Source organism: Mycobacteroides chelonae, assembly GCF_016767715.1.
Classification (GTDB): domain Bacteria; phylum Actinomycetota; class Actinomycetes; order Mycobacteriales; family Mycobacteriaceae; genus Mycobacterium; species Mycobacterium gwanakae.
On record NZ_CP050145.1, the window covers coordinates 220,620 to 246,825 of the forward strand.

Sequence of the window (26,206 nt, forward strand, 5' to 3'; positions counted from 1 at the left end):
CTACTTAGAGGGGACCCGCACAACCAGGACGAAGGGCCCTATGGTGCGCACGGTGAACCGCGGGTCGGCGAATAGCTGTTTATTCAGTGTGACGGTGTACCGCTTCACGTTCGGCTGGTTGGGGTAGACGTCCTTGGCGAGCCGCAGGGAGTAGTTGTCACCGGTTTGGCGCATGAGCAGCACGGTCGGTGCCCGCCAGGGCAGCGCGTCCAGTGCACGGATCATTTCGTCGGCGGTGTGCAGGTCTTCCCAGCTCTTGATAGCGGCCGCGCGCTTGTCGAACTGGGCCAGCGGATTCGCGTAGTGCGGGGTGAGCCCCTGGAAACCGTAGTAGGGGTAGAACGCCAGGAAGCTGTAGTCGGCGGTGAGCACCACGACCTCATCGCGCGGCTTGCCGGTGATCTCGGTGATCGCCTTGTCGATGGCGCCGTAGTGACTTTCCGGGCCGGGCGGGCGGCGGTCGGCGCGTTGTCCGGTGCCGTCGGTATCGGCATACGCGATGACGATGTCATTGCGGAGCACATTGGGGATGTCCTGGCTGAAAGCCAGCGCGCCGGCCAGGCCGATCGCGGCGGCCACGATCGTCGCGGATTTGGCGCGCACCGCGGCCCAAGCGGCGACTTCGATGAAGGCGAACACGCCCGCCGCGGCGAGCAGCACGGTGACGGTGGGCACGAGCCGGAAGGAGAGCAGGGTGGTCTTGGCGAGGGTGGCCAGCATCGAGAGCAGCGACCACAGATAGACAGACCCCACGCCAATGGCCAGCGCACCGGCCCGCGCCGAGGTTCGTGCCCGCACCACCAGCCAGACCGTTCCGAGCAGACACAGCCCGCCGAGCATGGTGGGCTGCAGCATCGGGAAGGCCAGTTCGGCACCGTCATTGGGCAAGTAGTGCTGTGCCGATGCCGCCTTTTCCAGAGAGGCCCGGGAGACCGCGATCAGGTAGGGGCCCCAGAACACCAGCGCCACCGCGATGGCGATGCCCGCGATGGCGAGCCAGCGCAGCAGGGGCTCCTTGACGGCGGGCCACCAACCGTCCCGCCGGACGCGGCTGATCGCCACTACCTTGGCGGCCACGGTGATGGCCAACGCGCCGTACGCGGTGAGCAGTGTGTAGAACAGCGCCGCGAACCCCAGGAATACGCCGACACCGGCCACCGCTGCCCAGCCGGTGCCTGCGGGTGCGCGTAATCCGCTGTAGCCGAGCACAAGTACCGGCGCCAGCAGCACCGTGATGATGGCGCCGTACGGCTCGGCGGACGTGTACGCGAGTGTGACGGCGGCCGTCGCAGTAGTCACGATGAGCGCGTACTCGAAGCGAATCATCTTGTTCCACAAAACGAATGCCGCACATACCGCGATCGCCAGCGAGGTGATGGCCCACGGCTTGTACATCTCCCAGCCTGCGGTGCCGGTGAGCGCCGCCAGGCGCCCGCCGATCCAGAACCAGCCTGCCGGATAGAACGGTGGCATGTCCGGATAGGTCATATCGTGCAGCGCGGGCGAGTCGGTGAACCGTGTCAGGTACTCGGTGCGGAACTGCTGGTCCACCGAGACCCCGAACAGGTACAGCTTGGTGGCTCCCAGTGGCATCCCCAGCGTCACGACGGTGAACGTCGACAAGAAGAGCAGGGAAAGCATTTTCGCGAAGGCCTGGCGTCCGCCGCGCCAGAGAGCCCCGGCAAGCATCAGTCCGGCGATGGCGCCGAACTGCCCGACCGTGGTCAGGGCGTGCAGCTGGTTTGACGATCCGAAGGCCGGCCACTCCACCCGGGCGATCGCGAGGAGTGCGACGACACTGACCGCCGAGGCCGTGACGGCAGCAAGCGCCAGGTCCTTGGTGGTGTCTAAAACGTGCCGACGTGACGCCTCTGCTGTCTGGGCCGTCATCTCGCGCCTAGACAGGCAGCTTGCGGAAAATGGGGCGAGGAACGTGACGCAGTACCGACATCACAAAGCGCCATTGACCGGGCGCCCAGATCAGCTCCTTGCCCGCGGCGGCCGACGCCACCACCAGCTCGGCGATCTCTTCCTTGTCGACGGTGAACGGTGCCTCCTTGGCGCCGGTGGCCTTCCAGTGCTCGATCGTCGTGGTGGTACGCACTTGGCCCGGGCGTACCACCAGTACGCGAACACCGAACTCGCGCAGGGCTTCTCCGAGACCGAGGTAGAACCCGTCGAGCCCGGCCTTGGTTGAGCCGTAGACGAAGTTGGAGCGGCGCACCCGCTCACCGGCGACCGAGGACATCGCGATGACCTGACCGAAGCCCTGTGCCTTCATCTTCTGGCCGATCAGCACGCCGACGGAGACGGCGGCGGTGTAGTTGACCTGTGCGCTCAGCACCGCCTTGGCCTGGTTCTGCCAGAGTTCCTCGGCATCGCCGAGGACGCCGAAGGCGACGATGGCGACATCCACATCGCCCTGTGCCCAGGCAGATTCGATCAGAGCGGGGTGGCTCGCGGTATCGACGGCATCGAAGTCCAGGTACTCGACGGACTTGGCTCCGGCAGCCTCGATCTGTGCGATGGCGGCCGCGCGCTTGGGCGCGTTGGGCAGGTCGGCCAGGATGACGCGCGCGTGCGCGTTCTTGAGGTAGCGCTCGACGATGGCCAGGCCGATCTCCGAGGTGCCGCCGAGTAGCAGGATGGTCTGGGGGTTACCCGTTGCGTCAATCATTGTGGGGCGGAAGCCTTTCTAGAGCAGCTCGAGGCGGCGGGCCATATCGGAGGCGAACACGCCGTGGGGGTCGGCCTTGCGCCGGGTGGCGATCCACTCGTCGACGCGCGGGTACATCTTGTGGAACTTCTCGGCACTCACCCGGGAATCCTTGGCGGTGTAGACCCGGCCGCCGAACTCCATGGCACGGGTGTCGAGCTCGTTGAGGAACTCGTTGACGCCGGGCTTGTTGGGGAAGTCCATCGCGACGTTCCAGCCCTTCATGGGGAAGCTCAGTGGCGCTTTGTTTCCCGGGCCGAACAGCTTGAAGACGTTGAGTGCCGAGTACTGGCCCTGGGTCTGGATCCACCGGATGATGCCCTTGAACTCATCGAGCGCATCGGGCGGAACCAGGAACTGATGTTGCGCGAAACCTGCTGGGCCGTAGGCATATTGCCATCCGGTGGTGATGTCGAGCATGTGGTAGAACTGCGTCAGATTGACGATTTTGCCCTGGTAGTTGCCGCTCATCCGGTAGAACGCCTCGCCGATCGCCATGAGTGACGGCTTGATCATGAAGTTGACCGGGAAGAGGTCGGGGAAGCCGGGCAGTTGCGGCGCACTGAATTTCAGCGGATCCTTGGCCAGCTTCGGGGGCAGCTGATCCAGCTTCGCGAGACTGCCGCGGCTGACGGCCGCCCGGCCCAGCTTCGGTGCCGGATTGATCAGGTCGAACCACGCACTGGAATAGGTGTACTGGTCTTCGCTGCCGTCCTGGTGCACCGCGATGGTCTCGTCCAGGTCCCGGGTGGCGACGCCGTCGGCGATGAAGTAGGCGGTTTCGGTGCGCGTCATGGCGATGCGTGCGCGAACAACGATGCCCGTCAACCCGTTTCCGCCGACGGTGGCCCAGAACAGCTCGCTGTCAGGTCCGTCGGGGGTGATGGTGCGCACCTCGCCATCGGCCATCAGCAGGTCCAGAGACACCACGTGGTTTCCGAAGCTTCCGGCGCTGTGATGGTTCTTGCCGTGGATGTCCGAGCCGATGGCACCGCCCACGGTGACCTGGCGGGTACCGGGCAGCACCGGCACCCACAGGCCGAAGGGCAGCGCGGCCTTCATCAACTGATCCAGGCTCACACCCGCATCGACATCCGCGATGGCGGTCTCGGCGCTGATCGAGTGCACCCTGTTCAGCGGAGTCATGTCGACGACGATTCCGCCACCGTTGCACGCGTGATCACCGTAGGAGCGGCCCAGGCCGCGCGCGACGATGCCACGACGCAGGTGCGCGGGGCTGGCGGCGCTGGCATCGGCGACCTGGCGTACCGCCTCGGCGATCACATCGACATCGGGAGTGGAGAGCACGTGCGCGACGGTGGGCGCGGTGCGACCGAACCCGGTCAGTGCGCGCTGGGTCAGCGGGAGGTCTGTAGACATATCAGTCAAAAAGCGTACTTGAGCCGATCGGAGGGTAGGAGCGAAGCGACCGGCGGACGACTCAGCGCAGCCGGAAAATCACGGCGCGCTGGACGATGAAGTTGATGACAGTCGCGGTGCCCTGAGCGATGACAAAGGCCACGAGCACCGCGGTGGGCGTGTAGTTCAGCAGCCCCAGGAACAGATGGTTGAGGCCCACCTGGACGAAGAAGGTCGTCAGGTACAGCGCCCACACCGCGATCAGCCGGGCGGTGCTGGGCGGCGCCTGGAACGTCCAACGCCGGTTGATCAGGTAGGCCGTGGTGGTGCCGGCGATGAAGCCGATGGCCTTGGCGAGGTCGGGCTGCACCCCGGCGACCTTGTAGAGCAGCACGTAGAGCCCGAAGTCGACGACGGCCGAAAGCCCACCGGTGATGACGAAACGGGTCGCTTGAGTGGTCAGCGACAGCGGAGCCTGCTCGGCTGGGACACCTGACACGGGCCAGAGCCTATGCCAGGTGCCTGGCCACAGCGCCAATCAACGGGCCCCGCGCACGACTTTCCGCGCGCGGGTAGGGTCCCAAAGGGTTCTCTAACAAGATTGCTGGAACATCGATGCGTGAGGGGCAACCATGACGACTCCAGAGCACGGAAGGCACGAGCGGGCCGAAGGCGAAGGACTTGATCCGCTGATCGACCTGTCGCGCGATCCCAACCCGGGAGTCCCCGACCACGCCAAAGACGACGAGTAAGCACTCACACTCGTTGCGGGACGAACGCCTCGATCTCCTTCACCATGAGCTCGGGCTGGTCCTCACTGACGAAGGTGTAGCTGTCCGGCACCTCGACGAGTCGTGCGTCGGGCAGTAGCTGCACCCATCGTTGCGCATGCGCGAACGGGAAGAATGGCAGCTTGCGCGGCCAGAGCAGCAGCACCGGCTTGTCGAAGGTGCGCAGTGTCTCGGCCGCGGCCAGCGTGTCGTGGTAGTCGATACCGCGCAGGAACGCCCGCACATCGCGCCGCACGGCCTTGTTCTGTAGCAAGGGCCGGACCCACTCGCCGAGCACATCCTCGGGGATGGAGTGCTTGGCAAGGGTGTTACCGAGAGCGCGTTGCGCGATCTTGAGCCGGAACGGGCGCAACACGAAATCGGTACCGGGAATGCGTGCCCAGTACTGGAAGATGCGAATCGACATCGGCAGGAAGTTGTCGAACGAGTCGCAGGGGGTCAGCACCACCCGCCCGATCCGGTCGCAGCCGTCCGCGAGGAGCAGCTGTGTGATGGCGCCGCCGGTATCGGTCGCGACGATGGTGACGTTGTCGAGGCCGAGGGACCCGATCAGTTCCCGGATCAGCCCCGCCACCAAGCGTGGGGTGAGGTTCGCGCTCGCGTTCATCGGAGTCGCGTGCGCGCCCAAGGGGAGATCCGGTGCGATGCATCGGAACCGTTGGCTTAGCGGTTCGGTGACCTTGCGCCACATGGTGCTGGTGACGAACAGTCCGTGTACGAAGACGATCGCGGGACCGTCACCGTCATCGCGGTAGTGGATGGGGCCGGCGGAAGACTCGAAGATGGGCATGCCTCAACCATGGCGTTGACCTGCTGCCATGACGAGGCACGGCACTGCCAGCCGGTGCCACTCGGATGCCTGCGCGCTAGAGGCCCGCGGCCGCCAGCACACCGCAGAGCGCGTCGACGGCGGGTGTGAAACCGTGATCGGCAGGTGTGCCGAAGCTGACGACCACCCCGTCTGGATCGGGGATATGCGGACCGGCCTGGGGGTGCCGCAGCCGCGACAGCCCGGCCAGCGCCACCCCCGCCTCTCCTGCTCGATACAGCACGTCGGGTTCTGCCCCGTCGGGCAGCGTCAGCAGCAGATGCAGTCCGGCCGAGAGTCCACGGACCCCGACGTCGTACTCGGAGAGTCGTGCGACGAGTTGGTCGCGCCGACGCCGGTACCGGCCGCGCATCCGCCGGATGTGCCGGTCGTAGTGGCCACCCGCGATGAAGTCCGCCATGGTCAGTTGCGAGATGGCGTCGACGTACCACTGCCCGCCCCCGGCGGCCGCCACCGCGGCGTCCACCAGGTCCGGCGGCAGCACCATCCAGCCCAGGCGCAGCACCGGGGCCAGGCTCTTACTCGCCGAGCCGAGGTAGACGACGCGATCGGGGTCGAGGCTTTGCAGCGCGCCGACGGGCTGCCGGTCGTACCGGAACTCGCCGTCGTAGTCGTCTTCCAGGACGTAGGAGTCGGTGCGGCGTGCCCAGTCCACCACTGCGGTGCGACGAGCCGGGTGCAGCGGCAGCCCGTGCGGAAAATGGTGGGCGGGGGTGATCATGGCGGCGCGCACGGCGAGGGTGTCAAGGTCGCTGACCACGGCGCCCTCCTCGTCGAATCCGATCGGGATGCTGGAGCCGCCCGTGGCTTCGATGCAGTCGCGAAAGATGAAGAGCCCGTAAGCTTCCAGAGCGATCGGCTGGGTCAGTCCATACATGCGGGTGAGGATCTCCACGGCATGACGGGTGCCCGCGCAGATGACGACCGAATCCGGTGAGGTTCGCACGCCCCGCACCCGGCCCACGTATTCGGCGACGGCAGAGCGCAATTCGGGACGTCCGCGTGGGTCGCCCGCGCGCAGGGCCTCGTGGGGCGCGTTGCTCAGCGCCCGGCGCACGGAGGTGACCCAGTCGGTGCGGGGGAAGGCGGTGACGTCTCCGGAGCCAGGCATGAGGTTATGGGGCGGCGGAGAGCCCGCTCCGCGTGATCGCGGCGGCAACTGGTTCTGGACCCGATTGACCACCCGGGTTCCCGAGCCCTGCCGCGATTCGAGCCAGCCTTCGGCGACAAGCTCCGCGTAGGCCTCGGCGACGGTGTTGCGCGCCAGTCCGAGATCGACTGCCAGGGTGCGGGAGGGCGGCAGCATCGCACCCACCGTCAGGCGCCCGGACCGGACTGCTTCGCGGAGCGCGGTGATCAACACATCGCGTACGCCGCGGGCACCGGGGGTGATGGCGTGACGCAGGTCCAGATGCAGATCGTGGCTGAGGGGACGCGGTTCCGGTATTCCCGAATTGGCCCACGAACTCACAGTCAGATTGAACCATGAGTATGGGCCTTTCTGCTTCTACCGTTAAGGCATGACAAGCACCCTGAATGCCCCAAGAATCCGCATGGACAAGGTCTCGCCCGAGGTTTACGAGGCCATGATGGCGTTGAGCATCGCCTCGGCCAAGGACGTCGAGCCCAGCCTTGCCGAGCTGATCAAGATCCGCGCCTCTCAGCTCAACCACTGTGCGTTCTGTCTCGATATGCACACCCACGATGCCCGCAAGCAGGGAGAGACCGAGCAGCGCATCTACCTGCTGAATGCCTGGGCCGAGGCAGGCGACATCTACACCGAACGGGAGAAGGCCGCGCTGGCCCTCACCGAGGAAGCCACTGTCCTTTCCGCTGGTGAGCACGTGTCCGATGCGACCTACGCGCGAGCAGCGGCGGTGTTCACCGAGCGGGAGCTGGGGCAGATCATCGGGATGATCCTGACGATCAACGCCTGGAATCGCATCGCTGTCACTACCCGCAACGCACCTCCGAAGCGTGGCTAGATTTGCCACATTCTTCGCCGTCGGCGTGACAGAAGCGTGATCGTTTCGTAATCTGACCGGGTGATCTCGGCGAGATGGCGTGCGAATAACGGTGGGAAGAGGCCCGCGATGCCGCTCTCTCGCGTCGCGGGCCTCGGCCTGTCACTCGTTGCCGGTGCTGCCGTGATGGGGGTAGTGAGCGAAGTTGGGAAGCCGGACGTCCAGCTTTCACTCAAGCCGGAAGAGAAGGCGATCGTCCTGATTGCCGACCTGCCGCGTGCACAGCGGGACCGGCGCTATGTCTCGGCCGAGGCGCTGGCCCTGGAGGCCAGGGCCAGGGCCATCAAGCCATGCTCGACGGTGTTGGCAGGTGCACAACCGGCGGTGGCGCAAGCGGGCAACTTCTTGAAGACGATGTTCGGCATCAGTGACATCGGCGGTGCCAGCGGGCGTGGCGGCGGCGGTGACCACGGCCGCGGTCTGGCCCTGGACTTCATGACGAGCTCCAACACCACCGGTACGGCGCTTGCGAACTTCGTGCTTGCCAACCGTGATCGGTTGGGGGTGACATACGTGATCTGGCAGCAGCGGTACAACGACGGCAATGGCTGGTCGATGATGGAGAACCGCGGCAGTCCGACCGCCAATCACATGGATCACGTACACGTCTCGTTCCGCGCCGGCGCGAAACCGCCCGCGATCAGCTGCTGATATCAGCAACCCGCGATAGACAGCGCCGAGGGCCCGTGCGCAGATATGTTGAATTCCATGGGTTTCTTGCCATCTCGTAATTCCCTGCGCGGTCTGCGGCAGATTGGTGACGGTCTCGGCACACTCGACCGAGAAGTGTTCGAAGCAATTGCGGAGTCACCGAGTCCGCTGCTGGACACCGTCATGCCCCGGCTCACGCGCGCGGCCGACCATTCCAAACTGTGGATCGGGATCGGCGCCGGGCTGGCCATGTTCGGCAAGCCGGCCATGCAGCGCGGCGCCACGCGTGGCCTGTTGACACTGGCTGTGACGAGTGCGGTTACCAACCAGGTGGCCAAGCGGCTGCGGCGGCGCGCCCGTCCCAACCACCTCTCGGTGCCGCTGATGCGGCGCAGCAGGCGCATCCCCACGTCGTCGTCGCTGCCCTCGGGCCATTCGGCGAGCGCGGCGGCCTTCGCGGTGGGCGTTGGCCTCGAGAGTCCGCCGGTGGGCTTTGGGCTCTCGCTCCTTGCCGGACTGGTGGGTCTGTCGCGCGTGGCCACTGGTGTCCACTATCCCGGAGATGTGTTCGCGGGATTTGGGATCGGCGCCGGGATAGCGGTGTTGGGTGCACGGGTGGTGCCGCCCATCGCGCCGGCGACGGTGCGTGCGGCAGATCCGCTGCGGGTGGTGACTGCCGCACGGCCCGAGGGCGAGGGCGTGGTCTTGGTGGTCAACCCGGCCTCCGGTGACGGAACCGGGCAGCGGATCCTGGATCAGGTGCGGAAGGCCTTGCCGCGCGCTGAGATCGTCGAACTCGACAAAGACGATGATGTGATCGAGGTGATGCGCAGCGCGGCGGGCCGGGCCGAAGTGCTCGCGGTGGGCGGCGGTGACGGCACGGTGGCGTGCGCGGCCGGTGTTGCGGCTCAGACCGATACACCGCTGGCGGTTTTCCCCGGTGGCACGTTCAACCACTTCGCCAAGGACATCGGCTGTGACAGTGTGGCCAAGACGGTCGATGCCATCCGCAGGGGCAGCGCCAGCCGCGTCGATCTGGTCTACCTGAACGAAGACCAGGTGGTGATCAACACCGCCAGCATCGGTTCCTATCCGAAGTACGTACAGATCCGGGAGAAGCTCGAACGCCGGATTGGCAAGCCGCTGGCGAGTGTGTACGCGATGCTGCACATGCTGCGGCGCGATCATCCGGTACGTATCCGGTTCGATAACAAGACCATTCAGACATCACTGTTCTTCCTGGGCAATTCGGTCTACTTGCCGGCGGGTTTCGCCCCCTCGCTGCGAAGCCGTCTGGATGACGGGTTGATCGACGTGCGCATCCTGGAGACCGGCCGCAGGTTCAGCAGCGTGCGAATCCTCTGCGCGCTGGCATTCGGCCGCTTGCAGCGCAGCCCGCTCTATCACGAGCTGCAGGTGCCGGAGTTCACGTTCACCGCGGTGGATGGTCCGACGGTGATTGCGCATGACGGTGAGGCCGGCGACAAATACCCGGAGGCGCGCTTCAAGGTTCGCTACCGGGCGCTGGCGGTGCTCCGCCCGCTGCCGTGAGGCCAGGGCGGCAGCACCAACAGGCAGGCAATGAAGTACGCGTATCCCAACGCCCACCCTGCCAGCACGTCGGAGGGGTTGTGGACGTTGAGCAGAACTCGGCTGACGCCGATCGCCAGAATCAGCACACCACCGAGCACCACGAGCCAGGGGCGCAGCGCGGCAACCGCTTTCGGCAGGAAGACGGTGAGCAACGCCAGCACGCCGACCATGACGCCCAGGGCATGTCCAGACGGGAACGAGGATCCGTACGCATCGACCAACCTGGTCGCCGGGCGCGGGCGGCCCGCGAGCAGTTTCGCCAACTCGGTCACCAGCGCGCTGAGTTCCACGGTGATCAGCAGGAACATCGCCGGGCGTCGCTGACGCTGCACCAGCAGCACGACGATGACGACGGCCACCGCGATGCGGAATGCGCCCGGACCCAAGGCAGTGGCGAACATGTCCCAGGCCGTGACCCAGCCGGGGTGCGCGATTCCGTAGTCATGCGCGGGCGCCAGCGCCGCGATGTCCAGTCGAGACAGCCAATCCCACTGCTGGGCATAGCCGATCCAGAGCAGTGCGAAGACGATGAAGGCAGCGCCGGCGGAGACCAGCAGCCATCGGTGTTCGCGGGCGCTTATTTCTGGCATGACTAGACCCAGTACGGGACTCGGGCGCGGTACTGGCGCATCACCAGGATCGCGACGGTCCAACCGACGACGGTGATGGCGATCGCGATGATCCAGTGGTGCAACTGCTGATCGAGCCCGAGCAGCGGATCGCGGATGATGGCCAGGAAATGCACGAATGGGTTGAGCTGCACCACCGTGGCCAGCTTGCCGACCTTCTCGTTGAGCATGTTCTCGTTCCAGATGATCGGCGTCATGAAGAACAGCAACTGCACCAGGCTGCCCAGCAGCGGGGAGATGTCCCGATAGCGGGTCGCCAGCACGCCGAAAACCAGTGAAACCCAAACACAATTCAGGGTGATCAGTATCAGCGCGGGAATGAAGCTGAGATCGGTGATATGCCAGTGCGGCGGATACACGGCCACGACGACGAGAAAGATGATGATGTTGTGGGCGAACAACAGCAGCTGTCGCCACACCAGCCGATAGACGTGCACGCTCAGCGGTGTGGGCAGCTGTTTGATCAGTCCCTCGTTCGCGACGAAGACGTCCGCCCCCTCCAGGATCGCGGCGTTGAACAGGTTCCAGACGATCAAACCGATGGTCACGTAGGGCAAGTGCTCGGCGAGTGGGATCTTGAACAGCTGCGAGTACAAGATGCCCATCGCCAGGGCCGTCGAGCCGGTGGCGATGGTGATCCAGAACGGTCCCAGCACCGAGCGGCGGTAGCGCTGCTTGATGTCCTGCCAGCCCAGCTGCAACCAGAGCTGCCGGTGCTCGAAGCCTTCCGACAGATCACGCCATGCACGTTTGAAGGTGCGGGAGTCCGACGATAGCTCCACCAGTTGGTCCGTCATTTCTCAGTCTCCTGTACCGAAGGAGTTGGGTTGCCCGGTCTGCCGAACTGCTCGCGTCTGCCTAAGCGCCGCAAAGCAATCCAGTCGCGTAGGCCGGGCAAGTCGCGTCGTGTTATGAGGAAGTACCAGCAGAAGCGCACCCATTCCTGGGGGAGCAACTTGCGCATGCCTGGCTGGGACATCAGGTAGCCACGGTTGCGGTAGGTGAAGTACCGCTTAGTGGCATCGTCCGGGTACTGGGTGTGCATGCGCCCGCCCAGAATCGGTTTGAACTCGGCTGCACCGTTGGGGTGCAGATACGTGGCATCCAAACAGGTCCCGAACGGCAGGCCCGAACGCACGAGCCGCCGATGTACGTCCACCTCGTCGCCGCGGACGAACAGTCGTAGGTCGGGAACGCCCACGGCCTCTAGGGTTTCGGCGCGGAAGAGCGCGCCATTGAACAGCGAGGCGATGCCGGGCAGCAGATCTTGACCGGCTTCGGTGCGCAGCTCCTCGACCCGTCGCCGCCACACGAGCCCGCGTCGCAGTGGAAACGCCAGCCGGCCGGGATCGTCGATATCGCACACCATCGGCGACACCTCGGCGAGGCGATGCTTGCGGGCGCAGGCCAACAGCGTCTCCAGAACATCGGTGCCACCGGGGCGGCCGTCGTCGTCGGCCAGCCATACCCAGTCGGCGCCGAGAGTGAGGGCGTGGAGTATGCCGAGTGCGAATCCTCCTGCACCCCCGAGGTTTCGGCGAGAGCCCAGGTATGTGGCGGCAATGGGTTGACCATCGACCAGAGCTTTGACCGCAGGGTCGTTGTCGTTGTCCACCACCACGACATGGTCCGGCGGGACGGTCTGCGTCGTGACGATCTTGAGCGACTCGGCCAGCTCCGCGGCCCGCCGATAGGTGACGACGACGGCAACAACACCGCTGGTCGTGTCATTCATGGCGGTCTTCGGCGAGGATCTGGGCGACGTGATCGCCCGCCTCGTTGCCTTCATAGGCGCGGACCACGTCCTCGATACCACCGCTCATCTTGATCGTGCCGTGGTCGATCCACATCGCCGTGTTGCACAGACGGGCCAGGAACTCGTTGGAATGGCTGGCGAAGACGAGCATGCCGGAGCGTTCCACCAACTGCTGCAACCGAACTCGCGCCTTCTTCATGAACTCGGCATCGACCGCACCGATGCCCTCGTCGAGCAGCAGAATCTCCGGGTCGATGCTGGTGACCACGCCCATCGCCAGACGCACGCGCATGCCGGTGGAGTACGTGCGCAGCGGCATGGAGAGGTACTCGCCCAGCTCGGTGAAGTCGGCGATCTCGTCGACCTTGTCCTGCATCTGCTTACGGGTCTGCCCCAGGAACATGCCGCGGATGATGATGTTCTCGTATCCGGAGATCTCCGGATCCATGCCCACACCCAGGTCGAACACCGGCGCGACCCTGCCCTGGATGGACGAGCTGCCCCGGGTGGGTTCGTAGATTCCCGAAAGGAGGCGCAGCAGAGTCGATTTGCCCGCACCGTTGTGGCCGACAAGCCCGATCCGGTCGCCCTCCTTGAGGGACAGCGTGATGTCCCGCAGGGCCTCGATGACCACCACGTTCGACTCGTTGCGGCCAATCGCGCCGCCTGCCTTGCCGAGGAACGCCTTCTTCAGCGAGCGTGACTTGGCGTCGAAAATCGGGAACTCCACCCACGCCTCGTGGGTCTGGATACTGACCACGGTTACAGATACTGACCGGTGCCGCTGCCGCCGCCCTGCGCGGGTACGGAAAGCCCTGGCGGCAGAACACCTTGACCACCTTGACGCATCTGCTGAAGCTGCGCGCGTGCCGCCATCTGCTGAGCGAAGAGCGCAGTCTGGATGCCGTGGAACAAGCCCTCCAGCCAGCCGACCAACTGTGCCTGCGCGATACGCAGCTCGGCATCGGACGGAATGGTGTCCTCGACGAAGGGCAGGGTCAGACGCTCCAGCTCTTCGCGGAGCTCGGGGGCCAGCCCTTCTTCCAGTTCGGCGATGGAGGCGGCATGGATTTCGCGCAGCCGGGATCGACTGGCATCGTCGAGAGGAGCAGCGCGCACCTCCTCGAGAAGCTGCTTGATCATCGTGCCGATGCGCATCACCTTGGCGGGCTGCTCGACGAGATCCGTGATGGACGGGTCGTCGTCCGCACCGTCGGCACCCTTGTCGGAATCGTCGGCGCCCAGAATGATCACCTGGTCGTCGTCATCGTCCTGACCGGGATGGGTCATCTGTCACCTTCCGCCTGTGTTTTCTGGTCGCCGACCCATTCGTAGATCTGGGCGGCGCCGCTGTCGTACAGCTTTCTCCATGATCGGGATCTGTCCAACGACCTTAGTCCGTCGGGAACCTTGAACCCCTGGACCACGGGAGTACTGGTCATGACGTAGCGAATGTTCAGCGCGTGCACAGCGTCGGTCACGCGCCGGTCGGTATCGGCGTCGTCGGCGTAGGCCCAGAAGATGTACCGGTGATAGCCCGGACCCTGTTGCTGCGGGAAGTCGTAGTGCGTCCACAGCGGGTGTAGTCCCGCCACCGCGTACATCCAGCCCGAGCCGTCCACGTTTCCGTCGCCGATGGTGGTGTCTTTGGCGCCGGGTAGGGTGGCCAGGTACGCGAAGGCGTCGAGCTTCTTGGGCCCGACCATCACCTGGTCGTATTTGGCGCCGACGAGGTACTTGTGCGGCAGGAAGTAGTGCCGGGCGGAGAAGGCGCAGATTCCGGCCAGCACGATCGCCGTGGCGACCAGCGCCCACTTTTGCGTGCGCTCCCCGCGCACCCTCGTCAGCACGCCGTAGGCCAGCGTGAACAAACCGATCCCGGCGGCCGGGGCCAGCAGCAGACACACGATGGCCGACAGCCGGCGCGGGTCGCTGTAGAAGGCATCGGAGAACAGGGCCACCGCGCGGCCGATGAAACCGCCAAAGGGTGTGGAGGAGTGGACAATTGCCACGATCAGCAGCAGCCAGACGGCAAGTGGCCAGTACACCCGCTTCACGATCAGTACAACCGCGCCGAGAAGGGCCAGCCAGAGCAGTGCGGACTGCACGGGGTAGTCGGCAAGGTGCCGGGTGTGCTGGGTGAGGGCGTCCAGCAGCGCGCGCTTCTTTCCCCACGGAGTGGTGAATTGGTGTCCGGCGATGATCTCGGACAGCTGGAGCAGGGTGCGCAATTGCGGGTAGAGCAGCACCAGAGAGACGACACCGGCAATGGCCAACGGCAAGAACCCATTTCCCACCCGGCGTCGGGGCTTGCGTTCCTTGCCGCGGTATCGGGACAGTGGTGCAAGGAGCCACCAGGCGGCCACGAAGACGACCGCCACGATCGCGCCCGAGGTGTGCACCGAGGCGATTCCCACGAATGCCAGCACCGCCACCGGTATGCGGCTGCGGTCGGCGACCACGCTCGTGACGGCGATTACCGCGGGACCCACCAAGGCGAAGGACACTAGGTTCGGCACGGCTGCCACGTAGAACTCCACGTAGGGCAGCGCCGTGAATGAGGCCGAGAGTGCAGCGGCGGTGGCGGCGCAACCGGCCTGGAAGGTGCGGCTGGCGCGGCCGCGCAGCATCTGCCAGGCCAGCGCTGCGGCGCTGAGCGGGAAGAGCAGCGACCCGGCCACCGCGTACAGCGTGTAACTCGTCGTGGGAGCCGCGCCGGTCAGTTGGCTCAGCACCGCGGCCAGTCCGTGGAAGGCCGACGGGTAGTAGAGCGTCGCGTGCGTCTCGACGTTGCGGAGGTCACCCATCCGGGTCGACGATGCTTGCCCGGTGTCGAGGATGTAGCGGATGGTGTTCCCGTGCCACATCGAGTCCCAGGTACTCGGCACCGATTGCCAGTTGGTCAGTCCACGCACGAATGCGTAGAAGATGAGCCCGGAGCCGATCGCGATGCCGAAGGCGACCGCGATCACTGCCGCACGACTCTGTGACGGGAATTGTTCGGCGTGCTCCTTTGGCCGCAGCCAACGCCACAGCAGCCGAGCGACGACGATCGCGCCCAGGAGCGCAAACCCGGCGGAGACTGAGTTCCACGGTATGCCGATTGAGCCGAAGGTGACGATGCACAGCCCAACTAGCCCATAGGTCAATGCAGGTGCGGTGACGGCGGCCGAATGTGTTGGTAGCCCGAAGGCTCGGCCAATCAGCCAGCCTGGGATGAACAGCAACAGCAGTGCCGTAGCCACCCCGAAAGCGAACGACATTGCTCTAGTATGACTACACGAGACGGCGCCGTTAACCGTCGTCCGTCGGGGCGTGGTGCAACGACGGGTTCAGCGCCGTGACCTGTGGTGAGCATCTAAGGTGTCTGGCATGGCTTATGACGTCGCCCGGGTGCGTGGTTTGCACCCGACGCTCGGCGACGGTTGGGTACATTTCGATACCCAAGCCGGGATGCTCATCCCCGATGCGGTTGCTACGACTGTATCCACAGCGTTCCGGGGATCCTTTTCCGACACGCGGGGTCCGCACCCCAGCGCGCGGCGCAGCGCTGCGGTCCTCGAGGCCGCCCGGCACGCTGCTGCCGATCTGGTGGGTGCCGACGCGCGCGGGGTGGTGCTGGGCAGTGACCGCGCCGTTCTGCTCAACTCCCTGGCGGAGGGGTCGTCCTCCAAGGCGGGGCTCGGCTATGAGCTGGTGGTGTCCAGGCTCGACGAAGAGGCCAATGTGCAGCCGTGGCTGCGTTCGGCCAACCGATACGGTGCCAAGGTCAAGTGGGCCGAGGTCGATATCGAGTCCGGTGATCTGCCGTCCTGGCAGTGGGAGTCTTTGATTACCAAGCCGACCCGGCTGGTTGCGGTGACGGCCGCTTCTTCGACCCTGGGAACGGTGCCGGATCTGCAGCAGGCCACCAAGCTCGCGCACGCGGTTGGTGGTCTCGTGGTGATGGACTGTTCCAGCCTGGTGCCGTATCGCGCCTTTGATATCGAGGACCTGGACGCCGATGTCGTCGCCTTCAACGCGACGGCATGGGGTGGACCACCGGTGGGCGCGTTGGTCTTCCGGGATCCTGCGCTGCTGGATTCGATCAGTTCGATTTCGCTCAACCCGTTGGCTAGCGGGCCCGCGCGCCTGGAGCTGGGCGGGCATCAGTTCGCGATGCTGGCCGGCCTGGTTGCCAGCGTGGAGTATCTGGCCGGTTTGGACGAGTCCGCGTCGGGCACCCGGCGTGAGCGGCTGCTGACGTCCCTGACTTCGGCGGGCGCGTATCTGGATTGGCTGTTCCGGTATCTGGTGAGCGCTCTGCGGACCCTGCCGCGGGTCATGGTCATCGGGGCTCCGGAGGACCGGATTCCCGCGCTCAGCTTCACTGTGATCGGGATTCCCGCGGATCGGGTGGTGCAGCGACTGGCCGACAACGGGGTGTGTGCGATCGCCAACACCAGCTCGCGGGTGCTCGACGCCATCGGTGTGAACGAGATCGGCGGCGCGATAACGGTTGGGTTGGGGCACTATTCGACGGCCGCCGAGGTCGACCAGCTGGTACGCGCGGTCGCCTCGCTGGGCTGACCCGCCACCGGGTCAGAACGTCAGTAGCACCTTTCCCACGATCTCTCCGCTCTCCAGCAGGCGGTGCGCCTCGCCCGCTTGGCTCACCGGGATCTCGGCGCCCACGATCGGCAGGACCTTCCCCGCCTCGACAAGTGGCCACAGGTCCTGGGTGACGGTATCGACGATCGCGGCCTTGCCAGACGGTCCGCCCAGCGGCCGTCCGCGCAGCGTGGTGGCGGTGATGGAGCCGCGTTTGGTGATCAGCTTGGCGATGTTCAGCTCGGCTACCGCGCCGCCTTGCATACCGATGATGACGAGGTGTCCGTCATTGCCGAGAGCGTCGACGTTCCGGTCCAGGTACTTCGCTCCCATGATGTCCAGGATGAGGTCGACCCCGGCACCGTCGGTGAAGTTGTGAACTGCCTGTACAAAATCGGTGGCCCGATAGTTGATGGTCAGATCGGCACCAAGATCACGACAGGCGTCGAGTTTGTCGGGGGTGCCTGCGGTAATCGCAACCCGAACGCCGAGCGCCTTGGCCACCTGAATGGCATGGGTGCCGATTCCGCTCGAGCCACCGTGAATCAGGATGGATTGTCCGGCAGCCATTCTCGCCGTCATCACCAGGTTCGACCACACCGTGCAGGCGACTTCGGGTAGCGCCGCCGCGACATCAAGGTTGATGTTTGAAGGAATCGGCAGTACCTGGCCGGCCGGTACCACCACCTTCTCGGCGTACCCGCCGCCGGACAGCAGTGCACAAACAGCTTGTCCTACAGCCCATTCCGATACATCTGCGCCAACCTGGGCGATAACTCCCGAGCATTCGAGTCCCAAGATGTGGCTCGCACCGGGTGGCATCGGATACAGGCCCTGGCGCTGTAGCAGATCCGCGCGGTTAACTGCGGCGGCTGTTACATCGATCAGTATTTCGCCTGGTCCCGGAGTTGGGTCGGGAACTTCGGTCCAGCACAGCGCTTCTGGCCCACCCGGCTGGTCAACGGTGATAGCGTGCATAGCATCCAGACTATGCCGAGCTATTGGTGGTCGCCGGGTTATCAGACAGTGCGGGTGGAGGCGCGGTCGAGGCCATGGCTTGGTCGACGGAGGGGGATGGTGCATGAGTACACGTTCGGAGAGCGAGGTCCCGGGACTTGACCTCGCCGAATTTCGTTCGTGGCAAAACTTTTGGATAGCGACTAACCGGTTGTATTTTTTATTGAACCGTAAAATGGTTGCTTCGCATGGTATTTCGTTGACCGACTTCCAAGTGCTTCAGCAATTGTTGCGGTCAGCTAACGGTAGTTGCCGGATGGGGGATATCGCGACCAGTCTGTTGGCCTCGCGTAGCCGGATCACGCACCAGGTGCGCCGCCTCGAGGAGCAGGGGCTGGTGAAGCGGGGGTCGATGCCCCAGGACCGCCGGGCGGTCCTGGCGGCGCTTACCGAGCAGGGCCGCACGCTGGGCGAGGCGGCGATGCGTACGTACTCCGAATGTGTCCGCGAGCACTATCTGACCCGCCTGACCCGGCCACAGCAGGCGGCTATCGCCGAGAGCTTCCGGCGAGTGGGTGAGGGGGCCGAAGAGGCGCTCCACGACACCGAGGGCCGCGGCGGGGAGTAGGTCGCTCGGCGGAGCCGCTAGGCTTGCCGACGGTGGCGTGGCAGAGCGGCCTAATGCACTCGCCTTGAAAGCGAGAGACGGCTAACACCGTCCGGGGGTTCAAATCCCTCCGCCACCGCTCTTAGGGGCGTATTTCCGGTGTCGAGCCAGAGGCCGGAAATCCCGAAAATTGCACACGGATGAGGGATAAGCGCAAAAACCACGTGCGACACGCCGGCCATGGCGAACAGCGACCTTCTGTTTCTGGGCCAGTGTGACGACAAACTGGCCTCAGTCTGTGTCAGTAGGTTCGCTGTTGAGTATCTCGAAACACTCGAGCAGGGTGTGGATTTGGTGAGGGCTGAGTCGTTGGAGTCGACGCGCCAGCCCGGGCTGGATGCGGGCGCCGATTGCGGCGGAGGTGCGCTGGCCTTCGGCGGTGAGTTGGACTCGTGAGCGCCGCGAGTCCTCGGAGTCGATTCTGCGGTCGACGAGCCCGGCTTTGGCGAGTTTCGTCAGGGCGCGGCTGATCACCGCGGGATTGAATCCGAGGTCGCGGGTCAGCCCTCCAGGGGTGTCAATGCCCAGTTCGACACTGCGCAAGGTGAGGAAATCGGCCAGGTCCAGATCTGCGGTGGCGGTGATATGCGTGCGGACATCGGCCAGCACAAACTTGTTGAGCCGGAACAGGGCATCGAAGACTCGCAGCTCGGTGGCGGCACGAGGGGAGCTCATAGACCGATATTAACACTTGATAACTATTGACAAAAGTCAAATATACCGGTTCAGTGGATGTGATGACAACGCATACCGTGGGCCCTCAGCGGGTCGATTTTCACCATCATGTCCTGCCCGTGAACTTAATGACTGCGGAGATGATCGGTGCCCTGGGTGCCGATTCAGGGTGGAGATTCCCCGAGGGGACGCCCATGTGGACACCCGAGGTCAGCGTGGCATTTATGGACGGGTTGGGGATTCAGACGGCAATCCTGTCGCTGCCCAACGACTTGGATTCAGTCCTGCCTGAGTCGGTTCGACACAGGTTTGCCCGGGAAGTCAACATTTTCGCCGCGGAAACCGCGGCGGCCCATCCGGGTCGGTTTGGGTTTTTCGCGCATCTGCCCACGCCCACTGACGTCGATGCTGCTCTTGAGGAGGTGGCGTATGCGCTCGATGAGCTAGGAGCCGATGGCGTCACGCTGACCAATGTGTATGGGACCGGTGATGAGGCCCGTTCGTTGGGGGATGACATTTTTGAGCCGCTGTGGGCTGAGCTCGACCGCCGTGGCACGGTGGTGTTCATCCACGGTGAGCAGACTCCGGGCAGCAACCGTGCCCCCAGTCGGTTCTTACCCACCCCAGTAAGTGAGGTTCCCAACGAAACTTACAAGGCTGCAGCCGATTTGGTGACCAGTGGCCGTAAACGTCAATACCCGAACGTGCGGATCATTTTGTCTCACTCGGGCGGCAGCACGCCGTACCTTGCCTCCCGGGTGGCAGGGTTGTGTGCCTTTCATATGGGGTGCGAGTTGACCCCCGAGGAGATCATCGCCGACTTCCGCTCTTTTTACTACGAAACTGCTTTGTCGGGATTCGAGACCAACCTGGTGGCTCTCGAGAATTTCGTTGCCCCGGAACGTATCCTGTTCGGCACCGACTTCCCGGCGGTCAGTCCGCAGACGGCCGCGTGGTACACCAACAACGTCGACACGCACTTCACTGCCCGGCCCGAGTTGCTCGACCAAGTGATGCGCGGCAACGCCCAAAAGCTCCTACCACGCTCAGCGCATGTCAGGACATCCCAGGCGGCGTCCCCTTACTGACGGACCCCCTGTTCGCGGTGCGGTGGCGGCGACAGACGGCTAACTCCGTCCGGGGGTTCAAAATCCCTCCGCCACCGCTCTTAACCTCGCAGCTGGATCGTGCGCAGCTGGGGATGTTTCTGGGTCCCGGCCCGGCTCGAACGGGCTGCCTCCCTCGCCGGCTGCGTGCGCAGCGGACCGCGGGTACCGGTTGACGCGGCCTAGGGCGGGCGCCGCTGATGCTGCCAGGCGGGATGCACGCCAGGCAACAGATTTACGACCGCGGCCGCGTGATGAGTTCTGTATGTACGGACGTCAAGCCTGTGGTCAGATCCAGTACCGGGCAGTGTGCGTCCACGGCCTCTTGTAGCTCGCGATATCGTTCTTCGCTGTCTGGCCCCGAGACCGTCACGGTGACGCGGATCTGCTGGAAGCCGGGCCGGACGCTGTCGTCCAGGCCGAAGAACCCGCGTACATCGAGGTCGCCCTCGGCGCTGGCGCTGAGCGAATCGACTTGAACCCCTAGTCTTTCCGCCCAGAAGCGATAGGTCACCACTTGGCAGGACAGCAGCGATGCCAGGTAGTACTCGACGGGGTTGGGCGCGGTGTTCTGTCCGCCGAGACCCGGTGGCTCGTCGACGTGCACGCGGTACTTGCCCAGGGCGATCGCGCTACCGACCGTGCCCTCCGGTTGGGCGGATGCCTTGAACACCACCGTTGCGGCGGCCGGGTTGTCGGCTACTGCCGCCCGGGTCGCATCGGTGATCGCGTTGAGGGATGTCGTCGAGGCAGTCACGCGCGGTGATGTTAGTGGGAACGGTGCCGCGCTGGGAGGTTTGCGTCCGCGGTGAATCCAACCGGCCGTGGACGTAGGCGTATTTAAAAGGAGAAATATCCTCTAAATTGGAGACATGGCTGACAGAGAAACACTTCCGCTGGCTGGGCGCAGAGATGAAGATCTTCCCGGGCACTGGCTGTTGGCGCGGCTGGGCAAGCGCGTCCTGCGCCCGGGCGGCCTTGAACTGACCACGCGGCTGTTGACCGCCGGGAAGGTGACTGATGCCGATGTGGTCGAACTCGGGCCGGGTCTTGGCCGGACCGCGCGCGACATCGTGGCGCTGCGCCCGCGGTCCTATGTCGGTGTCGACGACACCGCGGCGGCTACCCAATCGGTGCGTGATGTGGTCGCACCCTGTGGCGGGCGCGTGATCGTCGCCGATGCTGCCAGCACGGGCCTGCCTGACGGTAGTGCCGACGTCGTCGTGGGCGAGGCGATGCTGACGATGCAGAACGACAAGACCAAGCGGGCCATCGTGAACGAGGCCTATCGGGTGCTACGGCCGGGCGGCCGGTACGCGATTCACGAGCTCGGGCTCACGCCGGACTCCGTGGACACCGCCACCAAAGACGAAATTCGCCGTGCGCTGGCTCGTTCCATCAAGGTCAACGCTCGGCCGCTCACCGTGGCCGAGTGGAGCGAGCTGCTCAAGGCCTCGGGATTCGAGGTGGTGAGCACCGACCGGGCGCCGATGGCACTGCTCAATCCGCGTCGCGTCATCGCCGACGAGGGCGTACTCGGAGCCCTGCGCCTGCTGAAAAACGTTCTCCTGCATGGTGCGGCGCGCAAGCGAGTGCTCACCATGCGTCGTACGTTTCGGGAACACCGCAATGCGCTGACGGCGGTTGCGGTGGTCGGCGTGCGGCCCGAATGACGGGTAACCGCCGAGCGGGCCAGCAGCGCGAGCGGGTGCTCGGGCTGCTGCGGGAGGCAACTCAGCCGGTTGGGGTGCAACACATTGCTGACAGTCTGGGGATTCACATCACCACGGTGAGGTTTCACCTCAGAACCCTGGAAGAGCAGGGTCATATCGTCCGGCGCAGCGGCGGTGCCGGGCAGAGGGCGGGCAGGCCGAGCCTGGCCTACGCGGTCGCCCCGCGACTGGATTACGCCGATGTCGTGTCACTGTTCGCGGTGCATCTCGGGGGCACCGCGGCCGAGCGCGAATCACGAGCGGCGCTGGTCGGCGCCGACCTTGCACATCGGGTGAATGTTGCGCGGCATCGGGCTTCACTTCCTGCCGTGGATTTGGTGGTGGAAACCCTTGGTGAACTTGGGTTTACGGTGAAGTCCACGCTGATGTCCTTTGGGAGCGTCACCGTGCAGATCTGCTCATGCCCACTCGCCGAGATCGCCACGGCGGCCCCGGAAGTGGTTCGCGGAATCCAGCGCGGACTCATCCAGGAGGTTCTCGACGTGAACGCCGACGCGGTCGGGGGACAGTTTGAGGTCACCGTATCGCCCGATGCCGGGAACGGCGACTGCACCGTCAGCCTGACTCTGGATCCACAGGTGAAAGGGAGATAGTCGTGGATGTCATATCGATAACGGCGCTAGGGGATGAGCTGGTCGAAACAGCGAGGAAGGCGCACAGCGGTCGGTCGGCGCACACGGTGCATGGTGGCAGGGGCCACGCGCTAAAGCAGGTGCTGTTGGCCCTCGGTGCCGGCCATAAACTCGCCGAACACGAAAACCCCGGCGCGGCAACCTTGTTGGTGCTCAGTGGGCGGGTGGAGATCGCGACAGCGACCGCGAAGGCAGAGCTGGCCACCGGCGACTACACGATCATCCCGCCGGAGCGCCATGACCTTACGGCGCTGGAAGACTCGGCGGTGCTGCTGACGGTGGTGGGCCGGGCGGGCTAAGCCCGCCGAGTGCATACCAGGCGCAGGGTGTTTCGGTGAGATGCCTGCGTGCGGTATGCGCTCGGCGAACTGAGCCTTACGCCTTGGGCCCGCCGCTTTCGGCCAGCCGCCGCACCGCGTCGATGAAGACGTCGATCTCGTCGAAGGTGTTGTAGAACGCGAACGAGGGCCGCACCGTCTGCTCCAGTCCGAGCCTGCGCAAAATCGGCTGCGCGCAATGGTGTCCGGCACGCACCGCGATGCCGTCGGCATTCAGCGCCTTACCGACCTCCACCGGATCGTGCCCGTCGAGCACGAACGACAGCACCGATGCCTTGTGGTCGGCCGTCCCCACCAGCCGCACACCGGGGATGGCAGCCAATTGCGGTGTCGCGTACTCCAGTAGCGCGTGCTCGTACTCGGCGATCCGGTCGATGCCGATGCGCTCGACATACCGCAGCGCCTCGCCCAGTCCCACGGCGTCGGCGATGTTTCCGGTGCCGGCCTCGAACTTGTTGGGCGGCCCCTGGAACACCGCGCGCTCCAGGGTGACATCGGCGATCATGTTGCCGCCGCCCTGCCACGGCGGCGTCTCCGCCAACGCGTCTTCGCTGCCGTAGAGCACGCCGATCCCGGTGGGGCCGTAGATCTTATGACCCGAAAAGACGAAGAAGTCGGCACCCAGCTCCTGCAGATTCACCGTGAGGTGCGGCACCGACTGCGCACCGTCGATGAGCACGCGCGCGCCGTAGCGGTGCGCGATCTCGACGATCTGCTTGGCGGGCGTCACAGTTCCCAGCGCATTGGAAACCTGGGTGGCCGCAACCAGTTTGGTGCGCGGACCGACCAGATCCTCGAGTTCGGAGAGCAGTAGGTTACCGGCGTCGTCCACCGGAGCCACCTTGATGACGGCGCCGGTCTTCTTCGCGATCAATTGCCACGGAACGATATTGGCGTGGTGCTCCAGGTGGGTGATGACGATTTCATCCCCGTGTCCCAGGTTCTTACTGCCCCAGGCATGCGCCACCAGGTTGATGGCCTCGGTGGCGCCGCGCACGAAGATGATGTTCTCGTCGGCCTCGGCGCCCAGGAACTTGCGGGCCGCGCCGCGCGCATCCTCGTATGCATCGGTGGCCCGTGCCGCCAATTCGTGTGCCGCACGGTGGATGTTCGAGTTCTCGTGCTGATAGAAGTGCACCAGGCGATCGATCACCGACTGTGGCTTCTGCGTGGTCGCGGCGTTGTCGAACCAGATCAGTGGCTTACCGTTGACGGTCTCGGACAGGATCGGGAAATCTGCCCGTATCGACGCGACGTCGAAGGCGCGTGCGTCTTCGTGGATCGGCGCCGCGGCCGGCGCTCCACCCAGGAAGTAGTAGTTCGACTCGTCGCCTCTCGTTGGAGCCACGGGGGGCGTCCACCCCAGATCCGGCACGGAAAGCGCCTCTGAGTGTGGGGTCACCCGTGGTGAAGCGACGGCTGGGGCCACCGAGTTCACCGAGGGGGTGGCGAGCACCCCGGGGATTGTCGGCACCAGGCCCGAGGGGACCGCGAAATCGGCGAGACCGGTTGTCGGATAACCCGTTGCGGCGGTATGCACCGCAGAGGTGCCCGATGTCAGGTCACCGCCACCGCCGCGAGGTGCCACCGGCACCGCTCCGGGAATGCCGTCGGGGGTCGCCGAACTGAAAGCCGCGACCGGCGGGGCCACCGTTGCCGTCGACAGGGCGTCGGCGACGGGTGCGGGTGCATATGGACTGGCCAACGAGCCCGCCGTGGCCGCCGCGGAGGATCCGGCCGTTGCGTCGGGGACGTTGCCCCTGGGCGCGACGGGTGCGGCCGGTCCCGGGGTGTCGATACCCGGTGCTCCGGTGGGTGTGGCCTCCCAAAACAACTGGGTGGCCAATGCCGACAGCTCCGCCGCAGAGGGGAAGCCCGGTGGGCTGTCGGTTACGGGAATCGCGTCACTTGTAGACATGGAACTTGTCCACCTGCACGTCGTCGAGAACGGCCAGTGCGTCATCAGTCAGCACGGCCAGCGACGAATACAGGGTGACGAGGTATGAGGCGATGGCCGACCGGTTGATTCCGGTGAACCGCACCGACAATCCCGGTGCCTGCTCGCCGACCAAGCCGGGCTGGAACAGGCCGACAACGCCCTGGCGCTCCTCGCCGGTACGGACCAGCAGGATCTTGGTCTTGGCGTCCTTCACCGGAACCTTGTCCGACGGGATGATGGGGATGCCGCGCCAGGTGATGAACTGCGCACCGAACAGGCTCACGACAACTGGCGGCACGCCACGGCGGGTGGCCTCACGGCCGAACGCCGCCACACCCAGCGGATGGGTCAGGAAGAAACCGGGGGTCTTCCACACCTTGGTAATCAGGGCGTCCAGGTCATCCGGTGTGGGAGCGCCACCGAGGGTCTTGATGGTCTGCTCGGGTGTTGCCTGAGCCAGCAGGCCGTACTCGGCGTTGTTGATGAGCTCGCTTTCCTGACGCTCCTTGATGGACTCGATGGTCAGGCGCAGCTGCTGGGCGATCTGGTCGTGCGGGCTGGAGTACAGGTCCGAGACCCGGGTGTTGATGTCGAGCAGCGTCGAGATGGTGCGCAGCGTGTACTCGCGCGGGTTGGTCTCGTAGTCGACGTAGGTCTGCGGCAGTGGGGCCTCGTTCTCGCCCTGCTCTTCGCTGTGGATCGCCACCTTGTCGGGGTTGATGACGCGGTTCACCCGGTAAATGCCCGCCTCGACGGGTACCCAGTTCAGCAGATGCAGCAGCCACCGCGGGGTGATTGTCGACAGCTGGGGGACGGTCTTGGTGGCATTGGCTAGCTGCCGTGCGGCGAGATCGCCGAGGGCCTGGGATTCATTCTTGGCAGCGGGCACAGCGGTTTCCTCCTCAGCGAATGGGATCAAGACCTGATGTCTGAAATCCTAATCGCGATTGGGGCGGCGCATCAGGTAACGAACACCCGTGCGCCAAACTCCGTGCGGCCGGTTCCGGCGACCCGCCGGGTCGCCGTGAACCCGTATCGCATTCGCTCGCTCCAGGGAAGCGGCGCCGGTGGAAATCCAGGCGCGCGGCCGCGGATCCGTAGACTGGATGCATGCAGCACGTCGCACAGTCGCACCGACTCCGGGCGATCAGCGCGCTGCGCGCCGACAGCTTCGGGGCGCGCAGCGCCGCCGTGTGTTGCTGTTGTTGTTGATTCCCTAAC

At 65.2% G+C, this 26,206-nt stretch carries 25 protein-coding genes, 1 tRNA gene and 1 pseudogene; 10 read left to right on the forward strand and 17 right to left on the reverse strand.

Going from position 1 to position 26,206, the window contains the following annotated elements; genetic code table 11:
- The 6 genes from HBA99_RS01030 to pdxR form a co-directional block, all read right to left on the reverse strand.
- Positions 1-1,890: a galactan 5-O-arabinofuranosyltransferase gene (locus HBA99_RS01030; protein ID WP_070951682.1), complete on the reverse strand. Its 1,890-nt coding sequence runs from the start codon at positions 1,888-1,890 to the stop codon at positions 1-3.
- A 7-nt stretch (positions 1,891-1,897) separates the two neighbouring features.
- Positions 1,898-2,677 carry a decaprenylphospho-beta-D-erythro-pentofuranosid-2-ulose 2-reductase gene (locus tag HBA99_RS01035; RefSeq protein ID WP_030096096.1) on the reverse strand — a complete coding sequence of 260 codons (780 nt, stop codon included), beginning with the start codon at positions 2,675-2,677 and terminating at the stop codon, positions 1,898-1,900.
- A gap of 18 nt (positions 2,678-2,695) precedes the next feature.
- Positions 2,696-4,096 (reverse strand): decaprenylphosphoryl-beta-D-ribose oxidase, encoded by a 1,401-nt coding sequence (locus tag HBA99_RS01040; RefSeq protein ID WP_044104914.1) that lies wholly within the window; start codon positions 4,094-4,096, stop codon positions 2,696-2,698.
- A gap of 61 nt (positions 4,097-4,157) precedes the next feature.
- A complete protein-coding gene (locus HBA99_RS01045; protein ID WP_030096094.1) occupies positions 4,158-4,574 on the reverse strand; it encodes a GtrA family protein in 417 nt (138 codons plus the stop codon).
- A 257-nt stretch (positions 4,575-4,831) separates the two neighbouring features.
- Positions 4,832-5,656, reverse strand: coding sequence for an alpha/beta fold hydrolase (locus HBA99_RS01050; protein ID WP_070951681.1), 825 nt, complete (start codon positions 5,654-5,656; stop codon positions 4,832-4,834).
- A 76-nt stretch (positions 5,657-5,732) separates the two neighbouring features.
- The gene (gene pdxR, locus HBA99_RS01055; protein ID WP_081347640.1) at positions 5,733-7,166 is read right to left on the reverse strand and encodes a MocR-like pyridoxine biosynthesis transcription factor PdxR; all 1,434 of its coding nucleotides are present in this window, start codon (positions 7,164-7,166) and stop codon (positions 5,733-5,735) included.
- Positions 7,167-7,215: 49 nt separating this feature from the next.
- On the opposite strand from pdxR, the gene HBA99_RS01060 reads away from it, so the two are divergent.
- From HBA99_RS01060 to HBA99_RS01070, 3 genes are all read left to right on the forward strand, one after another.
- Complete coding sequence (locus tag HBA99_RS01060) at positions 7,216-7,680, forward strand: carboxymuconolactone decarboxylase family protein (protein ID WP_030096091.1); 465 nt, start codon at positions 7,216-7,218, stop codon at positions 7,678-7,680.
- Between the two features lie 108 nt (positions 7,681-7,788).
- On the forward strand, positions 7,789-8,370 hold the full coding sequence (locus HBA99_RS01065; protein WP_044104910.1) for a VldE C-terminal domain-containing protein: 582 nt from the start codon (positions 7,789-7,791) through the stop codon (positions 8,368-8,370).
- 57 nt (positions 8,371-8,427) lie between these two features.
- Positions 8,428-9,921: a bifunctional phosphatase PAP2/diacylglycerol kinase family protein gene (locus HBA99_RS01070; RefSeq protein WP_030096089.1), complete on the forward strand. Its 1,494-nt coding sequence runs from the start codon at positions 8,428-8,430 to the stop codon at positions 9,919-9,921.
- On the opposite strand, the pseudogene HBA99_RS01075 reads toward HBA99_RS01070, so the two are convergent.
- From HBA99_RS01075 to HBA99_RS01100, 6 genes and pseudogenes are all read right to left on the reverse strand, one after another.
- A pseudogene (locus tag HBA99_RS01075) lies at positions 9,875-10,553 on the reverse strand (phosphatase PAP2 family protein). The gene HBA99_RS01070 and the pseudogene HBA99_RS01075 overlap by 47 nt on opposite strands.
- 2 nt (positions 10,554-10,555) lie before the next feature.
- The gene (gene wzm / locus HBA99_RS01080; RefSeq protein ID WP_030096088.1) at positions 10,556-11,389 is read right to left on the reverse strand and encodes a galactan export ABC transporter permease subunit Wzm/RfbD; all 834 of its coding nucleotides are present in this window, start codon (positions 11,387-11,389) and stop codon (positions 10,556-10,558) included.
- Positions 11,386-12,327, reverse strand: coding sequence for a galactofuranosyltransferase GlfT1 (gene glfT1, locus HBA99_RS01085; RefSeq protein WP_070951680.1), 942 nt, complete (start codon positions 12,325-12,327; stop codon positions 11,386-11,388). Before glfT1 ends, wzm begins: the two co-directional genes overlap by 4 nt.
- Positions 12,320-13,108, reverse strand: a complete 789-nt coding sequence (wzt, locus tag HBA99_RS01090) for a galactan export ABC transporter ATP-binding subunit Wzt/RfbE (RefSeq protein WP_109398605.1) — start codon at positions 13,106-13,108, stop codon at positions 12,320-12,322. Before wzt ends, glfT1 begins: the two co-directional genes overlap by 8 nt.
- Before the next feature lie 2 nt (positions 13,109-13,110).
- Positions 13,111-13,638, reverse strand: coding sequence for a bacterial proteasome activator family protein (locus HBA99_RS01095; protein ID WP_030096085.1), 528 nt, complete (start codon positions 13,636-13,638; stop codon positions 13,111-13,113).
- Positions 13,635-15,611, reverse strand: coding sequence for a DUF6541 family protein (locus tag HBA99_RS01100; protein ID WP_070951679.1), 1,977 nt, complete (start codon positions 15,609-15,611; stop codon positions 13,635-13,637). The genes HBA99_RS01095 and HBA99_RS01100 overlap by 4 nt, the downstream gene beginning before the upstream one ends.
- A 109-nt stretch (positions 15,612-15,720) precedes the next feature.
- Between HBA99_RS01100 and HBA99_RS01105 the strand changes: the two genes are divergently transcribed.
- Complete coding sequence (locus HBA99_RS01105; RefSeq protein WP_030096083.1) at positions 15,721-16,917, forward strand: cysteine desulfurase-like protein; 1,197 nt, start codon at positions 15,721-15,723, stop codon at positions 16,915-16,917.
- A gap of 12 nt (positions 16,918-16,929) precedes the next feature.
- Here HBA99_RS01105 and HBA99_RS01110 read toward each other — a convergent pair whose 3' ends face one another.
- Positions 16,930-17,916 carry an NAD(P)H-quinone oxidoreductase gene (locus tag HBA99_RS01110; protein WP_070951678.1) on the reverse strand — a complete coding sequence of 329 codons (987 nt, stop codon included), beginning with the start codon at positions 17,914-17,916 and terminating at the stop codon, positions 16,930-16,932.
- Between the two features lie 214 nt (positions 17,917-18,130).
- On the opposite strand from HBA99_RS01110, the gene HBA99_RS01115 reads away from it, so the two are divergent.
- Together HBA99_RS01115 and HBA99_RS01120 are read left to right on the forward strand one after the other, a co-directional pair.
- On the forward strand, positions 18,131-18,523 hold the full coding sequence (locus HBA99_RS01115; protein WP_075874171.1) for a MarR family winged helix-turn-helix transcriptional regulator: 393 nt from the start codon (positions 18,131-18,133) through the stop codon (positions 18,521-18,523).
- A 31-nt stretch (positions 18,524-18,554) separates the two neighbouring features.
- Positions 18,555-18,641, forward strand: a tRNA-Ser gene (locus HBA99_RS01120).
- Between the two features lie 152 nt (positions 18,642-18,793).
- On the opposite strand, the gene HBA99_RS01125 is transcribed toward HBA99_RS01120, so the two are convergent.
- On the reverse strand, positions 18,794-19,237 hold the full coding sequence (locus HBA99_RS01125) for a MarR family winged helix-turn-helix transcriptional regulator (protein WP_070931763.1): 444 nt from the start codon (positions 19,235-19,237) through the stop codon (positions 18,794-18,796).
- Between the two features lie 62 nt (positions 19,238-19,299).
- Here HBA99_RS01125 and HBA99_RS01130 point away from each other — a divergent pair, with 62 nt between their 5' ends.
- Positions 19,300-20,325: an amidohydrolase family protein gene (locus HBA99_RS01130; RefSeq protein WP_070952362.1), complete on the forward strand. Its 1,026-nt coding sequence runs from the start codon at positions 19,300-19,302 to the stop codon at positions 20,323-20,325.
- A gap of 253 nt (positions 20,326-20,578) precedes the next feature.
- Here HBA99_RS01130 and HBA99_RS01135 read toward each other — a convergent pair whose 3' ends face one another.
- Entirely contained in the window at positions 20,579-21,100 is a 522-nt protein-coding gene (locus tag HBA99_RS01135; RefSeq protein WP_057967287.1) for an OsmC family protein, read from the reverse strand.
- 115 nt (positions 21,101-21,215) lie between these two features.
- On the opposite strand from HBA99_RS01135, the gene HBA99_RS01140 reads away from it, so the two are divergent.
- From HBA99_RS01140 to HBA99_RS01150, 3 genes are read left to right on the forward strand one after another with little or no spacing between them, the layout of a single operon-like run.
- Positions 21,216-22,016 carry a class I SAM-dependent methyltransferase gene (locus HBA99_RS01140; RefSeq protein WP_057967286.1) on the forward strand — a complete coding sequence of 267 codons (801 nt, stop codon included), beginning with the start codon at positions 21,216-21,218 and terminating at the stop codon, positions 22,014-22,016.
- Complete coding sequence (locus tag HBA99_RS01145; protein ID WP_081347639.1) at positions 22,013-22,669, forward strand: helix-turn-helix transcriptional regulator; 657 nt, start codon at positions 22,013-22,015, stop codon at positions 22,667-22,669. Before HBA99_RS01140 ends, HBA99_RS01145 begins: the two co-directional genes overlap by 4 nt.
- Positions 22,670-22,671: 2 nt before the next feature.
- Positions 22,672-23,007, forward strand: a complete 336-nt coding sequence (locus HBA99_RS01150) for a cupin domain-containing protein (RefSeq protein ID WP_070931761.1) — start codon at positions 22,672-22,674, stop codon at positions 23,005-23,007.
- Between the two features lie 76 nt (positions 23,008-23,083).
- On the opposite strand, the gene HBA99_RS01155 is transcribed toward HBA99_RS01150, so the two are convergent.
- Positions 23,084-24,964, reverse strand: coding sequence for a family 2A encapsulin nanocompartment cargo protein cysteine desulfurase (locus tag HBA99_RS01155; protein WP_070931760.1), 1,881 nt, complete (start codon positions 24,962-24,964; stop codon positions 23,084-23,086).
- The gene (locus HBA99_RS01160; protein ID WP_030096076.1) at positions 24,951-25,874 is read right to left on the reverse strand and encodes a family 2A encapsulin nanocompartment shell protein; all 924 of its coding nucleotides are present in this window, start codon (positions 25,872-25,874) and stop codon (positions 24,951-24,953) included. Before HBA99_RS01160 ends, HBA99_RS01155 begins: the two co-directional genes overlap by 14 nt.
- Between the last annotated feature and the right edge of the window lie 332 nt (positions 25,875-26,206).

Excerpts from the sequence above, each read along its gene's own strand:
- HBA99_RS01030 (WP_070951682.1), bottom strand. The coding sequence starts at position 1,890 with ATGACGGCCCAGACAGCAGAGGCGTCACGTCGGCACGTTTTAGACACC.
- HBA99_RS01035 (WP_030096096.1), bottom strand. The coding sequence starts at position 2,677 with ATGATTGACGCAACGGGTAACCCCCAGACCATCCTGCTACTCGGCGGC.
- HBA99_RS01040 (WP_044104914.1), bottom strand. The coding sequence starts at position 4,096 with ATGTCTACAGACCTCCCGCTGACCCAGCGCGCACTGACCGGGTTCGGT.
- HBA99_RS01050 (WP_070951681.1), bottom strand. The coding sequence starts at position 5,656 with ATGCCCATCTTCGAGTCTTCCGCCGGCCCCATCCACTACCGCGATGAC.
- HBA99_RS01060 (WP_030096091.1), top strand. The coding sequence starts at position 7,216 with ATGACAAGCACCCTGAATGCCCCAAGAATCCGCATGGACAAGGTCTCG.
- HBA99_RS01065 (WP_044104910.1), top strand. The coding sequence starts at position 7,789 with ATGCCGCTCTCTCGCGTCGCGGGCCTCGGCCTGTCACTCGTTGCCGGT.
- HBA99_RS01070 (WP_030096089.1), top strand. The coding sequence starts at position 8,428 with ATGGGTTTCTTGCCATCTCGTAATTCCCTGCGCGGTCTGCGGCAGATT.
- wzm (WP_030096088.1), bottom strand. The coding sequence starts at position 11,389 with ATGACGGACCAACTGGTGGAGCTATCGTCGGACTCCCGCACCTTCAAA.
- glfT1 (WP_070951680.1), bottom strand. The coding sequence starts at position 12,327 with ATGAATGACACGACCAGCGGTGTTGTTGCCGTCGTCGTCACCTATCGG.
- HBA99_RS01095 (WP_030096085.1), bottom strand. The coding sequence starts at position 13,638 with ATGACCCATCCCGGTCAGGACGATGACGACGACCAGGTGATCATTCTG.
- HBA99_RS01100 (WP_070951679.1), bottom strand. The coding sequence starts at position 15,611 with ATGTCGTTCGCTTTCGGGGTGGCTACGGCACTGCTGTTGCTGTTCATC.
- HBA99_RS01105 (WP_030096083.1), top strand. The coding sequence starts at position 15,721 with ATGGCTTATGACGTCGCCCGGGTGCGTGGTTTGCACCCGACGCTCGGC.
- HBA99_RS01110 (WP_070951678.1), bottom strand. The coding sequence starts at position 17,916 with ATGCACGCTATCACCGTTGACCAGCCGGGTGGGCCAGAAGCGCTGTGC.
- HBA99_RS01115 (WP_075874171.1), top strand. The coding sequence starts at position 18,131 with ATGGTTGCTTCGCATGGTATTTCGTTGACCGACTTCCAAGTGCTTCAG.
- HBA99_RS01125 (WP_070931763.1), bottom strand. The coding sequence starts at position 19,237 with ATGAGCTCCCCTCGTGCCGCCACCGAGCTGCGAGTCTTCGATGCCCTG.
- HBA99_RS01130 (WP_070952362.1), top strand. The coding sequence starts at position 19,300 with ATGACAACGCATACCGTGGGCCCTCAGCGGGTCGATTTTCACCATCAT.
- HBA99_RS01140 (WP_057967286.1), top strand. The coding sequence starts at position 21,216 with ATGGCTGACAGAGAAACACTTCCGCTGGCTGGGCGCAGAGATGAAGAT.
- HBA99_RS01145 (WP_081347639.1), top strand. The coding sequence starts at position 22,013 with ATGACGGGTAACCGCCGAGCGGGCCAGCAGCGCGAGCGGGTGCTCGGG.
- HBA99_RS01155 (WP_070931760.1), bottom strand. The coding sequence starts at position 24,964 with ATGTCTACAAGTGACGCGATTCCCGTAACCGACAGCCCACCGGGCTTC.